General features: G+C 53.1%; 10 protein-coding genes. 6 read left to right on the top strand and 4 right to left on the bottom strand.

The genetic code is table 11. The annotated features are described in order from the left end of the window. Positions 1-13 precede the first annotated feature (13 nt). Positions 14-1372 carry an alpha-glucosidase/alpha-galactosidase gene (gene melA / locus EDD53_RS02325; protein ID WP_123791585.1) on the top strand — a complete coding sequence of 453 codons (1359 nt, stop codon included), beginning with the start codon at positions 14-16 and terminating at the stop codon, positions 1370-1372. A 16-nt stretch (positions 1373-1388) separates the two neighbouring features. Then, the gene (locus EDD53_RS02320; protein ID WP_170162661.1) at positions 1389-2921 is read left to right on the top strand and encodes a tryptophan halogenase family protein; all 1533 of its coding nucleotides are present in this window, start codon (positions 1389-1391) and stop codon (positions 2919-2921) included. A 56-nt stretch (positions 2922-2977) separates the two neighbouring features. On the opposite strand, the gene EDD53_RS02315 is transcribed toward EDD53_RS02320, so the two are convergent. The 4 genes from EDD53_RS02315 to dctP form a co-directional block, all read right to left on the bottom strand. Continuing rightward, a complete protein-coding gene (locus EDD53_RS02315) occupies positions 2978-3991 on the bottom strand; it encodes an aldose epimerase family protein (protein WP_123791583.1) in 1014 nt (337 codons plus the stop codon). Between the two features lie 177 nt (positions 3992-4168). Next, positions 4169-5485, bottom strand: a complete 1317-nt coding sequence (locus EDD53_RS02310; RefSeq protein WP_123791582.1) for a TRAP transporter large permease — start codon at positions 5483-5485, stop codon at positions 4169-4171. After that, a complete protein-coding gene (locus tag EDD53_RS02305; protein ID WP_123791581.1) occupies positions 5485-6033 on the bottom strand; it encodes a TRAP transporter small permease in 549 nt (182 codons plus the stop codon). The genes EDD53_RS02310 and EDD53_RS02305 overlap by 1 nt, the downstream gene beginning before the upstream one ends. A 69-nt stretch (positions 6034-6102) precedes the next feature. Then, positions 6103-7089: a TRAP transporter substrate-binding protein DctP gene (dctP, locus tag EDD53_RS02300; protein WP_123791580.1), complete on the bottom strand. Its 987-nt coding sequence runs from the start codon at positions 7087-7089 to the stop codon at positions 6103-6105. A gap of 349 nt (positions 7090-7438) precedes the next feature. On the opposite strand from dctP, the gene EDD53_RS02295 reads away from it, so the two are divergent. The 4 genes from EDD53_RS02295 (at position 7439) to EDD53_RS02280 (ending at position 13699) form a co-directional block, all read left to right on the top strand. Further along, positions 7439-8788 carry a sigma-54-dependent transcriptional regulator gene (locus EDD53_RS02295; RefSeq protein WP_123791579.1) on the top strand — a complete coding sequence of 450 codons (1350 nt, stop codon included), beginning with the start codon at positions 7439-7441 and terminating at the stop codon, positions 8786-8788. A 3-nt stretch (positions 8789-8791) separates the two neighbouring features. Then, positions 8792-10738, top strand: coding sequence for a sensor histidine kinase (locus EDD53_RS02290; protein ID WP_123791578.1), 1947 nt, complete (start codon positions 8792-8794; stop codon positions 10736-10738). A 255-nt stretch (positions 10739-10993) separates the two neighbouring features. Then, the gene (locus EDD53_RS02285; RefSeq protein ID WP_123791577.1) at positions 10994-12715 is read left to right on the top strand and encodes an OFA family MFS transporter; all 1722 of its coding nucleotides are present in this window, start codon (positions 10994-10996) and stop codon (positions 12713-12715) included. A gap of 96 nt (positions 12716-12811) precedes the next feature. Continuing rightward, a complete protein-coding gene (locus EDD53_RS02280) occupies positions 12812-13699 on the top strand; it encodes a LysR family transcriptional regulator (RefSeq protein ID WP_123791576.1) in 888 nt (295 codons plus the stop codon). The last annotated feature ends 45 nt before the right edge of the window (positions 13700-13744 follow it).

The following is a 13744-nucleotide window of genomic DNA, read 5'->3' as shown; positions in this document are numbered from 1 at the left end:
AGGAATAAACTTGATGACCCATTCACCGAAAATTGCCTTTATCGGCGCTGGCTCCACCGTATTTATGCGCAACATTGTGGGCGACATTTTGCAACGTGACGCGCTTACACAAGCGCATATTGCCTTGATGGATATCAATGAAACCCGCTTATCAGAATCGCAAGCCGTTGCAGAAAAAATGGTTTCGACCTTGGGTGTTGGTGCAAAGATTACCCCCCATACCAATCAACGTGAGGCACTCGATGGGGCTGATTTCGTTTTTGTCGCCTTTCAAATTGGAGGCTTTGATCCCTGTACGAAAACCGACTTTGAGGTGCCAAAAGAATTTGGGCTGAACCAAACCATTGCTGACACTTTGGGTGTCGGCGGCATTATGCGCGGGCTGCGCACTGTGCAACATTTGTGGTCGATCTGTGAGGATATGCTAGAGCTCTGCCCTGAGGCAACCCTGATGCAATACGTCAACCCAATGGCGATCAACACATGGGCGATTGCACGCAAATATCCAACCATCAAACAGGTTGGCCTATGTCATTCTGTTCAAGGTACAGCAAAAGAACTGGCGCATGATCTGGACATTCCAGTGAGTAACATTCGCTACGAATGCGCAGGCATCAATCACATCGCCTTTATGCTAAAATTCGAGCAAAGACTGCCTGATGGCAGTTACCGTGATCTCTACCCTGATCTTTTGGCGGGCTATGCCAATGGCACCCTACCAAAGCCAAACGATCACAACCCGCGTTGCCCGAACATCGTGCGATATGAGATGATGACCAAGGTTGGATATTTCTTGACCGAAAGCTCTGAACACTTTGCGGAATACACGCCGTGGTTCATCAAAGAGGGCCGCGAAGACATACTCGAAAAGTTCCAAATTCCGCTGGATGAATATCCAAAGCGTTGTGTCGAACAGATCGCGAATTGGGAAGAAGAACGCGAAAGGTTGAACACATCCGACACGATTGAAATCAAAGAAAGCCACGAATACGCCTCAGAGATTGTGAACTCGATCTGGACTGGCACGCCCTCTGTGATCTATGGCAATGTGCCAAACTTCGGTTTGATCGACAATCTCCCCCAAGGCTGTGCTGTCGAAGTGCCCTGTTTGGTCGATGCCAATGGCGTGCAGCCCACGGCCGTCGGCACCCTGCCCCCGCAGCTCACAGCGATCATGCAATCCAACGTCACCGTGCAAGGGCTCGTGGTCGAAGCGCTGATGACGCAAGACCCTCAGTACATCTATCACGCCGCCATGATGGATCCGCACACAGGCGCAGAACTCGATCTGGATCAAATCTGGGCTATGGTGGACCGTCTGCGCCAAGCTCATGGCGATTGGTTGCCAAAATGGGCGCAAGTGTCCAAATGATTTGCTAACTTTGCCCATGGACAAAAACGCTAAACACATCGCAATCGTCGGGGGCGGCACCGCAGGTTGGTTGGCGGCCCTCGTTTTAAAGCGGGCCGCCGAAAAGGCGGGACAAACCATTCGGTTTTCGGTCATTGAAGCACCCGACATCCCGACCGTGGGGGTGGGCGAAGGATCGACATCGGTGTTTCGCCAAGTTCTCTTGGATCTTGGTATAGATGAAAGTGAATTTTTGCGCGAAACGGGAGCCACATTTAAATTTGGCATCCATCACAAAGGCTGGCGCGCAGGTGGAAAGCACTTCTTTGGGCCTATTGATGATCCCAATGCGCTCGGCCCTGTCCCTGCGGGCCTGCCAGCAAACTGGTTGCACCACGCCCGCATCGCTTCAGGAAAATCACTGGCTGACGCGCATCTGTTCACCGCTTTGATGCGCGCGCGTAAATCCCCCTTTGCGCGCAGTGCTACTGGTGACCCGATTGCGCTGAGCCCTTTTCACCACGCATATCATTTCGACCAAGCGCGCCTTGGCGCTTTCTTGGCACGCAAAGCCAAGAACATTGACCACATACGCGCGCAAGTCGCAGGGCTAAAACGTGCCTCCAGCACAGGGAATATAACGGATTTGATCATGACAGATGGTGCGGCCTTGCCCGTCGATTTTGTTATCGATTGCACAGGCTTTCGGCGGGCTATTATCGGCGAATTGCAAGCGGGCTGGACCTCTTACGGAAAGTTTCTGCCGCTCAATCGCGCCATGCCCTTTTGGATGGAGCACGACCCAAACAAAGACATCGCCCCATACACCACAGCGCAGGCCGTGGATGCAGGCTGGATCTGGGCTATCCCTGTCCAAGACCGCATGGGCTGCGGCTATGTTTTCAGCGATGCCCATATAACTCCAGACGCGGCACAGGCCGAGATTGAAACAAAGCTTGGCAAACCGATTGAACCCCGTGGGGTTTTGTCAATCGAGCCAGGCAGATTGAACCACGCATGGGTCAACAACTGTGTCGCGATCGGCTTGGCGCAAAGCTTTCTTGAACCGCTGGAAGCCACATCAATTCATGGCAGTTTGGTGCAAACCTTGATCTTGACCCGCCTCTCATTCGATACCCTATTGGGCCCGAAAGCGGCACAGGCGCGCATCAAGTATAACATGACAGTCGCCAGACAAGTTAATGATTTTGCACAATTTATCAATTTACACTACGCAGGCGGAAGAACCGATACAGCGTTTTGGACCGATATGACCCACAGCGGTCTTACAGGCCAGACACAGGCGCAGCTGCGCCATTGGCAGGCCCATCCGGTCACCCGCGCTGACTTCCAACCCTTCGCAGGCAACCTGCCACATGTGGAAGAACAGCTTTACGCCCCTGTTTTGGCGGGGCTTGGGAAGTTGCCCGCGGCCTGTGCCAAACAGGTCTTCGCAAACCATCCCCGCCTTAAAGCGCAGGCGCGCAAAACCCTTATGCAGCTTGACCGCGAATTTAAATCAGCGGCCCTGCGCGCCCTTGGGCACCGTGCATATTTAACCCAGCTTTAGATCGGGCGCCGACAATCCGCCCGTTCTCACAGGCCAAGACAGCCATAGATGACAGCTTAGCGCGCTTTGCTAAAGTGATAGCTGACATGATGACGATATGTTTCATCGCTGCGCAAAACCGCATTTGGAAACTGCGGGTGATTGGGCGCATCGGGCCAAGCCTGTGTTTCGAGCGCCAGCCCCGCGAATGGTCCGTAACGGCGCCCCTCTAAGCCAGAAAGGCCTGACTTGGGAAACCCTGCGGCATCATAGACTTGCAAGCCAGGCTGATCCGTTGCGACCCGCATGGACACACCCGAGGTTTTGCCCGTCAAAATGGCAACATCACGAATGGTTTTTCTGGGCACAGGCTTGGTCGTCAGGCAAAAATTGTGATCAAGACCGCGCTGGCCGATGGTCTCAGCGGTTTGAAAATCGAACTTTGTCCCAGCCACAGGTTTGATTTCGCCAGTGGGGATTTGACCATCATCCACAGGCAGGTAATGCGCGGCATCCACCTGTAAGCTGTGATCCGAAATCTCTGGGCTATCATCAAGGTTGAAATAGCTGTGATGGGCAAAGGAACAGGGCGTGGCTTGGGTGGTCGTGGCCGAGATATCAAAACTCAGCCCCCCTGCCTGCGTTAATCGGATATCGCATAAAACAGTCAATTCACCTGGAAATCCCATATCTCCATCCGCCAAAACAAGACGCAGGCAAACATGCGAGGTCGAAACATCTGCGATGGTCCAATTGCGCTGCCCCGTGCCCGTCTCACCTCCATGCAAGGCCTGTATGTCGCCCGTTTTTCGTGTGATCTGATAGTCAGTGCCATCAAGGGAAAACCGCCCCTGTGCGATGCGATTGGCAAACCGCCCTACCAAGGCGCCGAAATAGGTGAAAGGCCCAAAATAGGGCGCAAGTGTCGGCGCCCCCAAGACCAAAGGATGGTCCACACCCTCCAGTCGCAAATCTTGAACCGTGGCCCCATAGGTTAGGATGCGCGCCTTCAAGCCACCGCCTGACAAAGCAATGCAATGAACGGTTTCGCCGTCAGGCATTTCGCCGAATTTAGATATATTATTTTCCATAGTCTCACTATTGATCTCTGCGAGACGAGGTCAATCATTGATCTGGGTTTTGTATGATTTCCAACACTTTATGCGACAGGAAACGCCGTGCGTGCCAGATGACAGGGGGATAGTGCTAGCAGAAATGTTTACACGGGCGCCCCCTGTTTGGGAACGCCCATTTTTTTCGAAAGCGCCTTAGATGGCAGCGCCCATAACCACATCAGGAAGCCATGTCGCAATGCTCGGGAAAAAACACAGCAAGACGATCGCGATGACCATACAAGCCACAAAGGGCATAGATCCCTTGAGGATGGTCTTAAGCGAAATATCAGGCGCGATGCCGTTGATCACATATAGGTTCAGCCCCACAGGCGGCGAGATCAGGCCGATTTCCATGTTGATGGTCAAAACCACAGCGAACCAAATGGGATCAAAGCCAGCGGCAGTAATGATCGGCAGCAAGATCGGCGCGGCCATCAAAATCACAGCAACTGGGGGTAGGAAAAACCCAGCAACCAGCAAGAACAACATGACAAAGCACATTAGAATCCAACGGTTTACATCCAGCGTGCCGATCCATTCGGCAATGGCTTGGGTGATGAACAGGCTTGACAGCATGTATGAAAACACCCCTGCCGCTGCGATGATAAACAAGATCATAACGCTTTCTTTGGTGCTGTCGCGCAGCACAACCCATAGGTCTTTCGGGTTCCAAAGCTTATAGATGACCATCGCAATCAAAAGACACAGCAAAGCCCCAACAGCCGCAGTTTCCGAAGGGGTCGCGATACCGCCGTACATGGCGTAAAGCACCCCAACGATGATGGCGAGGAAAGGCAAAACTCTGGGCAGAATTTCGAACTTTTCTTTCCAGCTGTAGCTGCCAACGTTCAAAAGCTGTTTGTCGCCAGATTTCCAAGTGGAATACAAAGACCACGCCATAAACAGCGCAACAAGCAATAGACCTGGCATAACACCAGCCAAAAACAAACGCCCAATCGAGGTCTCAGTGGCGATACCGTAGACGATCATCGTCACAGAAGGTGGGATCAAAATCCCCAAAGTGCCACCTGCCGCGATGGACCCCGCCGCGACACCGTCAGGATAACCGCGTTTGCGCATCTCAGGGATGCCCATTTTACCGATCGCAGCACAGGTCGCAGGACTGGACCCAGACATGGCCGCAAACAATGCGCAGGCGCCCAGATTTGAAATCACCAAACCTCCTGGCACACGGGTCAACCAGCGTTCCAGCGCCTCATATAGGTCTGCGCCCGCGCGCGTTGATGCAATCGACGAGCCCATGATGATAAACATCGGGATCGCAAGCAGCGCAAAGTTATCGAGCTTTCCAAACAGAATTTCAGGCAAAAGCTCTAAGGACCGCGCACCGTCGAAGATCAGCAAAAAGCCTGCGGAAACAATCACCAAACCGATGGCAACAGAGACCCCAGAGAACAACACAAGAATGGTAGAAATAGCGACAAATGCGCCAAGCAAAAGCGGATCCATTATAAGTCCTCCAAGCCAAAAGGTTTATCGATTTTAAGGACGACTGCGACAAGATCCGCGATAAGTTGCAGCATAAGCAGCGCAAAACCGACTGGCAAAGCAAGGTAGGGTATCCACAATCTTACGCCCCAAACCGTATCCGATTTCCAGTTTCGTTCAAATGTAAGGTGCCAGTATTCATAGCCGTGGAACAACAAAACCCCCACCATCACGATAGACAACGTTAGGGTGATCACACATAGAATATAGCGCCCACGCGCAGGCAAAAGCAGAGGCACAAGATCGACATTCACATGGCCGCGCAATCTTTGCACATAGGCCAAACCAATCAATGTTGATGCGATCGCCAGATAAATCACGGCCTCTGTTTGCCAAATCGTTGACCCGTTAAGCACAAATCGGATGAAAATCATTTGGCATGTAATAGCGACAGCGGCCACGATCATTGCGGCGGAACACCAGCCTGCCAATGTCGAAATCGCGGCAACTGCGTGCAAAAACGGATTGCCGCCCGTCTGCGCGACACCCGCTGAATTTTTGGTTGCCATATGAGCAATCCTTTCAGAATTTTTACGAAGTTGGGGCGGCTGGCTGATCTGCCAAGCCGCCCTCATTGATCATTCGACAGCAAGGGCCATATCGAGCAGCGCTTGACCGTCAGGCAGGTCTTCGACAAATGCCTTATAGGATGTCTCTTGTGCCAAAGCGCGCCATGCTTCGAAATCTTCTGGCGACATGCGCGCGATTTCAACACCAGCATCACGGAAGACCTGTTCAGAGGCAGCATCTTCCAACTTTGCTTCTTCTAGGTAAAAGGCCTGCGCTTCGGCCGCTGCGGCCAAAAGTGCGTCTTGTTGGTCTTCGTTTAGGCCTTCAAATGTCGACTTGTTCATCAAAAGCGGCTGATACATGAACCAAAGCGCCACATCGCCTGCGGGGGTATAACAGGCTGCTTGTTCGTAAATCCGATAGGATACAAATGACGATGAAGACGTATTGGCCGCGTTCAAAATGCCCGTTTGCATCGCGCTATAGATCTCAGATGAGGACATAGATGTGATCGAAGCCCCTGCCCCCGCCAGCATCTGTTCAAAGGCTTTGCCCGCCGCGCGGATCTGTAGACCTTCGACATCATCAGGCGAAGTGATACAGCCGTCAGCCCCAACAAAACCGCCCGCCAGATAGCCATGAACCAAGACCATGACATCATCGTCGGCCATGCGCGCTTCAAGTTCTTTCATGAACGGTGAGGCGCTCAGACGCGCTGCGTGATCGTGATTGCGCACAAGGCCAGGCATCAAGGTTAGGTTGAAGGCAGGTTGCTGACCGCCTGCATAGCTGAGCGGCAAAACAGTCATATCAAGCAAACCACGGCTGAGTGGGCGATACTGTTCGCGGGCCTTAAAAAGCGAACTGGAACCAAAGATTTTAATGTCCAAATCCACGTCAGCAGCTGCGACGCCATCGGCGACCATCTGTGCGACTTGGTGACGAATATCACTGGTCGACCATTGGTGAGACAAGCGCAATTCTTCCGCCTGTGCCATTGATCCCAGTCCCATGGACAGGGCCATTGCGGCCGTCATCATCAAATTCTTTTTCATAGTTTCCTCCCTTAGTGAGCCGATTCTCCACAAGTCGGCAATGCTGCATGGTTGCCCTTACTGCACTTCAGGTCAACAATTCTGTATACAAGAATTAATTTCTTGCGTCCCAGTTAGAGTCTTCCCCCTATTTACTCCGCATTCAACAGGTGATCTTCTATCCAATCAAGGCTTCGCTTTATCTCGCCTGTCGTGACGTTTTAGGGGGCACAACATTTCGCATATGCCTGCCTGATGCGGTTGTCTTTGACCTTGCGTCACTTGCCGCACAGCCCTTGGGCAAAGATGCAGTTGTTTCTAACACCATAAAAGACATACTCATCAGCGTAAACGTGTTGGGAGGCACCAAATGCAAACTGAGGTTGAAGAAAACGAGCCGTTAAAGACCGCCCGCATTTTAATTGTAGATGACGAACCCGGCATGCGGCACTTTCTGGTCAAAACGCTTAAACCCATTTGCGCAAGGGTCGATGAAGCCCCCGATGCACAAACTGCCGAAAAGCTGTTATCGCAAAAACAATATGATGTGATGGTGCTCGATAACATTATGCCTGGCCAAAAAGGGCTTGAATGGCTTCAGACCCAGCGTGACAAAGGTGGTATCACCGATATCATTATGATCACCGCCTATGCCGATCTGCAAACCGCGATTGATGCGATGCGGGCGGGCGTTTCGGATTTTCTGATAAAGCCATTCCGATCAAACCAGATTATGAATGCCCTACGGCGCAGTTTGGATGTCGCAAAACTCAAGCGCGAAAACTTTCTGCTCAAACGCGAACTTGAAACGGCCTCTGCTGGAAACCGCCGTCGAGAATTGATCGGAAAATCGGCGATTATTTCTGACCTGCGTGAGACGCTAGAACGCGTCGCGCCCCTGTCGACACCCATTTTGATCACAGGCGCATGTGGGTCGGGCAAAGAAGTCGCCGCACGCCACATCCACAACCATTCACCGCGCGCCAACGCCCCTTTTGTGTCGATTCAATGCGGCGCAATTCCCTCAGACATGATCGAATATGAATTGTTTGGTCATGCGGCGGGGGCTTTTCCCAGCGCGCAAACAGAACGCGAAGGACTGCTGGCTTCAGCTTCGGGCGGGACTGTGTTTTTGGATGATGTCACCGAACTGAGCGCCAATGCGCAGACTGCGCTTTTACGTGTCTTGGAAAACGGCATCATCCGCCCCATAGGCACCACCCGCGATGTGCAGTTGGATTTGCGTTTTGTGATTTCCACCACCAAATCCCTGACCCAAGCGGTGGCAAAAGGCGCGTTTCGCGAAGATCTTTTGTTTCGCATCAATGTCGTCGAACTGCCCATGCCCCCTTTGAAAGAACGTGACACGGATCTGTTGGATTTAGCAGATCTGTTTCAAACAGAAATCTCTGCGGCGCTTAATTTACCGCAGCTCGAAATGTCTTCGACCGTGCGTGCGGCACTGCTGCGCTATGACTGGCCTGGCAACATCCGCGAACTGCATAATTTTGTCGAAAGATCATTGATTTTCGGGCGATATCCGATCGAAAGCTTGGACCCATCAGAACCCATGTGCAAAATCACACCGCTGGAAGAAACAGAACGGCGCGCGATACTGGGTGCCCTTGAGGCGCTGAACGGCAACAGATCAGAGGCCGCGCGTCAGCTTGGCATTTCGCGCAAGACGATTGATCGCAAATGCGCCGCTTGGGGCATATAGGCCATGTCACGCGCCTTGGATCTTTTGCGCTCTGTACGCGTGCGATTGCTGGTGATCGCGCTTTTGCCGATGCTGGTTTTGCTGCCTGTGCTTTTGGGCAGCACGCTGTGGCGTTGGGAAGGCAAAGTCGACGATTTGCTGGTGAACAAAGTCAACGGCGACCTGATTATCGCCGACCAATATCTGGCAAGACTTATTGAAATGTCGGGCGAACGCATTGATGCTGTCGCGCGGTCGGTCGATCTTGAAAAGGCTCTGACATCCAAAACACAAGCCGCATTCCTAGACCAAGAACGCCTGCGCCTTGGCCTTGATTTTTTGCGCATCGCGACAGACACGCCCGCGCAAAGGCGCCTGCCCGTCATCGCCTCAGCTTTAGACGGCCAATGGCACAGCGCGGTTGATGTTTTGGACAGCAGCGAACTGGATGCGCTCTCATCGGGACTTGCCGCGCGTGCAGAAATCCCCTTGATGCCAACCCGCGCCGCAGCCCCCACGGATCGCACCCAAGAAACCCGCGGCATGATCATTCAATCTGCCGCGCCGTTGGCCTTGCCCGATGGCACGCGGGCCGCACTGGTGGGCGGGGTTTTGCTAAACCGCAATCTTGAATTCATCGATACGATCAACGCGCTGGTATACCGCGAACAAAGCCTGCCAGAGGGCAGCCAAGGCACCGCCACGCTGTTTTTGGATGACGTGCGCATCTCAACCAATGTGCGTCTGTTTGAAAACCAGCGCGCCCTTGGCACGCGCGTCTCGGCTGAGGTGCGCGCGCTTGTTTTGGACAAAGGTCAAACTTGGCTGGACCGCGCCTTTGTGGTCGATGATTGGTATATTTCCGCATATGAGCCGATTGTAGACAGCTTTGGAAACCGTGTTGGCATGCTCTATGTCGGTTTTTTGGAAACACCGTTTCGCCAAGCCAAAACCACATCTATCATTTTGCTTGTCGCGGCCTTTATCCTGATCGCGCTTTTATCAGTACCGCTGTTTTTGCGCTGGGCCTCGCATATTTTTCGCCCGTTGGAGGGCATGACCAAGACCATCGCACGGGTCGAAGCGGGCGATATGACAGCGCGGAATAACCCGCCAAAAGACGGCGGCGAAATTGCGCAGGTCGCTGGCCATTTCGATGATCTCTTGGATCAACTGCAAGAGCGGGACCGCGAATTGCGCGACTGGGCCAAGAGCCTTGAGACCAAGGTCGAAGACCGCACCCGCGATCTGCGCCAAGCCAATCATCGGCTGGAACGCACCACCGAGCGGCTGATCATGTCGGAAAAACTGGCCGCCGTGGGCGAAATCACGGCGTCTGTTGCCCATGAAATCAACAATCCTGTGGCTGTGATCCAAGGTAATCTCGACCTTGCGCGCAGCACCTTGGGGGACAAAGCGAATGAAGTGGATTATGAATTTCGCCTGATAGACGATCAACTGTACCGCATCGGGGTGATCGTATCGAAATTGTTGCAGTTCGCCCGCCCAGAGGAATATTCAGGGTCAGAAAACCTGATCAACCCGTCCGAAGTGGTGCAAGACTGCATCGTGCTGACGCAACATCAAATCACCAGTGCTGGCATCACAAGCACTCTGTCAGCCGATAGCGCTTTGCAAGTAAAGATGTCACGCACAGAGCTGCAGCAGGTTGTTGTCAATCTGATCTTGAATGCGGTCCATGCAATGCCCGCTGGCGGCAAGTTAAGCATCGCAACCCGTGACTGCGCGGGCGGTGTCATGATTTGTGTCACTGACACGGGCACAGGGATTGCGCCCGATATACGCCGCCGCATTTTTGATCCCTTCTATACAACAAAACAAGCACAAGGCACGGGCTTGGGCCTGTCCATCAGTCAACAGCTTGTGAGTCGTATCGGTGGGCGCATTGCTGTAGAGTCCACCCTAGGCCAAGGCAGTACCTTCACAGTTTTCTTGCCTGTGGGAAAATAAGTTCAAAATGCTCTATTTGGACAAAATGTCCCAGATCAGCCGCATCGCGGGTGCGATACGGGACAAAACAGCCCACAAAGGTACAACTCGGACCACATATACGGACATAAATTCCATACAAGCTATTGATATATAACACTAAATAAGTTGACAGCCCTTCCCCCAATCTGTCTTTCCTTACCCTGCATGCCAATGCATGCCGCTGCGCAAACTTAGGAGGAGCTTGCAGTCAGTGTGCTCTAGGGAGGAAAATCCATGAAAAACACCGCAAGCGGTCCGCTCGCTTTTTTACACAAAAGTCACATCATTGCCGAGCCCGGCTATAATCGTTGGCGCGTGCCGCCAGCATCCATCGCCATCCACCTGTGTATCGGGTCGGTCTATGCGTGGTCTGTCTTCAATCTGGCTTTGACACGCGAACTCGGCGTTGTGTCCGCCAGCGCTGATGACTGGAGCCTCAGTTCCGTCGTCTGGATCTTTTCTGTTGCCATCGTATGCTTGGGCCTTGCTGCGGCTTTCGCAGGCAAATGGCTAGAAGAGGTCGGCCCCCGCATGGTGGGCGTTGTTGCAGCCTTCCTGTGGGGCGGCGGCTTTGTTTTAGGGTCAATCGGCATCTCATCTCATCAACTTTGGATGGTCTATCTGGGCTACGGGGTCTTTGGCGGCTGCGGTTTGGGCCTTGGATATGTCTCGCCTGTGTCCACGCTTTTGCGCTGGTTCCCTGATCGGCGCGGTATGGCGACAGGTATGGCGATCATGGGCTTTGGCGGCGGCGCGATGATTGCGGCGCCCATCAAGGGCTGGTTGCTTGGCCTTTATGCAAAAGCCCCTGAATTTCTTGGCGCGCAAGATGCAGTGACAACTGTTGTCGAAAACGGTCGGGTTTTTGCCGAAACCGCAGCGGGTCAAGTCGAAGTTGTGATCGCCTCAGCCGCACAAGCCGCAGATTTTGGCGGGCAAGCTGGATTATATGTGATCGGCACAGGCGACACGGGCGCATCGCAAACGTTTTTGACGCTCGGTATTGTCTATTTCATCGTTATGGTGCTCGCGGCCTTTCAATACCGTGTGCCTGCACCAGACTGGAAACCTGAAGGATGGGAACCCAAAACAGTGACCTCTGGCATGGTGTCGCAAAACAGCGTGCATATTGATCAAGCCCTCAAAACACCGCAGTTCTGGCAGCTTTGGCTTATGCTGTGCCTGAATGTGACCGCGGGTATCGGCGTGATCGGGGTGGCCAAAACCATGATGTCGGAAATCTTTGGCTCGGTCATGCCGCTTGTCGCCACTGCCGCTTTCGCCTCAACTTATGTTTTGATGATTTCAGTCTTTAATATGGTCGGGCGTTTCTTTTGGGCGTCAACCTCGGACTATATCGGACGCAAAGCGACTTACATGTGCTTTTTCGTTCTGGGCACCTTATTGTATCTCTCGATCCCCTTCTTTGCCTCTGCTGTGGCAACCAACCCTTCGATCATCTATCTGATCGGTTTCTACGTCGCGACGATGATCATTTTCTCGATGTATGGCGGCGGCTTTGCCACCATTCCAGCATATCTCGCGGATATGTTTGGCACCATGCATGTAGGCGGCATTCATGGGCGTTTGCTGACGGCTTGGTCGCTTGCAGGTGTGCTGGGACCATTGGCGATTACATCTCTGCGCCAAATGTCGGTGACAGCCGCGATCCAAGACCTGTCTGCGAAAGTTGATCCCGCAGCCTTTGCGGAAAAATTCGGAGCGCCCCTCGCGCAGCTTGATCAATTGGTCGCGGCCAAAACTGTCACAATTGCCCGATTGATGGAAATCGCCCCAGGCGGTACCATTGACCCGACACCATCTCTATACAATACAACGATGTACTGTATGGCGGCGCTTTTGGTGGTGGCATTCTTTGCGAACCTGTGGATGCGCCCTGTAAAAGCACACCACCACCATGAAGAACCAGACATGCAAGCCGTTCCTGGGGAATAGAGAACACCGAGCGGGGGTGGCGCGTACTGCCCCCGCTCTTTATCTCGTCATCGGGATCTTTGTTTGAAGGGTCATAAACCGTAGGAAAGCCAAATCATGTTAGACAAGCTTGAAATGTTCGTAGCGCTTGCGCGTGAAGGCCACTTTGGTCGCGCCGCTGAGAGCTTGAATATTGCACAGCCCACCCTGTCTGGCGGTATCAAACAGCTTGAAGATCAGCTTGGCGTGCAACTGGTGCACCGTGGATCGCGCTATGGCGGCCTGACACCCGAAGGGCAATCTGCGCTGACATGGGCAAAACGGATTTTGCGGGACACAAAGCATTTGCGCGATGAAATGCGCATGGGACACAAAGGCCTCTCAGGCGAGGTGCGCATCGCGGTGATCCCGACCGCACAAACATGGGCGGCGCGACTGTGTTCTGCGTTTTCAAACAAGCACCCCAACGTCAGGTTCACGCTATTGTCCCGCACATCCCGCGAAATCCTTCAGATGTTGGATGATTTTGAAGTCGATGCGGGCATTTCTTATCTTGAGAACGAACCCATGGGCAGGGTCGATACAGCGCCTTTGTACGAAGAAAGCTATACGGTTGTCTGTGCGCAATCCTCTCCCTTTGCCCAAAACACCCATATGAAATGGGCCGACCTAAACGATGCACCTTTGGCCTTGCTGACGCCCGATATGCAAAACCGTCGCATCATCGACCAGCTTTTGGCCCAAAACGGTGTCACTGCGCGGCCCTGTATCGAATCCAATTCGACGATCGCCTTGGTGGCCAATGTCGCGGCGGGCAATTGCATGACGATCTTGCCAAAGGACATGGCAGAATTTCTAACTGTCGGCAAAAATCTGGCGCTGGTGCAACTTGAAGGAAGCGTGTCAAAGCATCCCGTGGGCTTGGTTCTTCCCCATAGAGATCCGCGATCACCCGTTCTTGCTGCCTTGCTGACCGAGGCCAAAATCCTGACAAAACCCGATTGATCGAGAAACGCGATCACCCAACGCAAAAGCATTATTGATCTGCAA

Source organism: Pacificibacter maritimus (assembly GCF_003814915.1).
GTDB classification, from domain to species: domain Bacteria; phylum Pseudomonadota; class Alphaproteobacteria; order Rhodobacterales; family Rhodobacteraceae; genus Celeribacter; species Celeribacter maritimus.
Note: the sequence above shows the minus strand (reverse complement) of the source record. Positions and strands in the feature narration are given on the sequence as shown.

Bases quoted from the DNA above. Each gene is read 5' to 3' on its own strand.
- melA (WP_123791585.1), top strand. From the start codon at position 14: ATGACCCATTCACCGAAAATTGCCTTTATCGGCGCTGGCTCCACCGTA.
- EDD53_RS02320 (WP_170162661.1), top strand. From the start codon at position 1,389: ATGGACAAAAACGCTAAACACATCGCAATCGTCGGGGGCGGCACCGCA.
- EDD53_RS02315 (WP_123791583.1), bottom strand. From the start codon at position 3,991: ATGGAAAATAATATATCTAAATTCGGCGAAATGCCTGACGGCGAAACC.
- EDD53_RS02310 (WP_123791582.1), bottom strand. From the start codon at position 5,485: ATGGATCCGCTTTTGCTTGGCGCATTTGTCGCTATTTCTACCATTCTT.
- EDD53_RS02305 (WP_123791581.1), bottom strand. From the start codon at position 6,033: ATGGCAACCAAAAATTCAGCGGGTGTCGCGCAGACGGGCGGCAATCCG.
- dctP (WP_123791580.1), bottom strand. From the start codon at position 7,089: ATGAAAAAGAATTTGATGATGACGGCCGCAATGGCCCTGTCCATGGGA.
- EDD53_RS02295 (WP_123791579.1), top strand. From the start codon at position 7,439: ATGCAAACTGAGGTTGAAGAAAACGAGCCGTTAAAGACCGCCCGCATT.
- EDD53_RS02290 (WP_123791578.1), top strand. From the start codon at position 8,792: ATGTCACGCGCCTTGGATCTTTTGCGCTCTGTACGCGTGCGATTGCTG.
- EDD53_RS02285 (WP_123791577.1), top strand. From the start codon at position 10,994: ATGAAAAACACCGCAAGCGGTCCGCTCGCTTTTTTACACAAAAGTCAC.
- EDD53_RS02280 (WP_123791576.1), top strand. From the start codon at position 12,812: ATGTTAGACAAGCTTGAAATGTTCGTAGCGCTTGCGCGTGAAGGCCAC.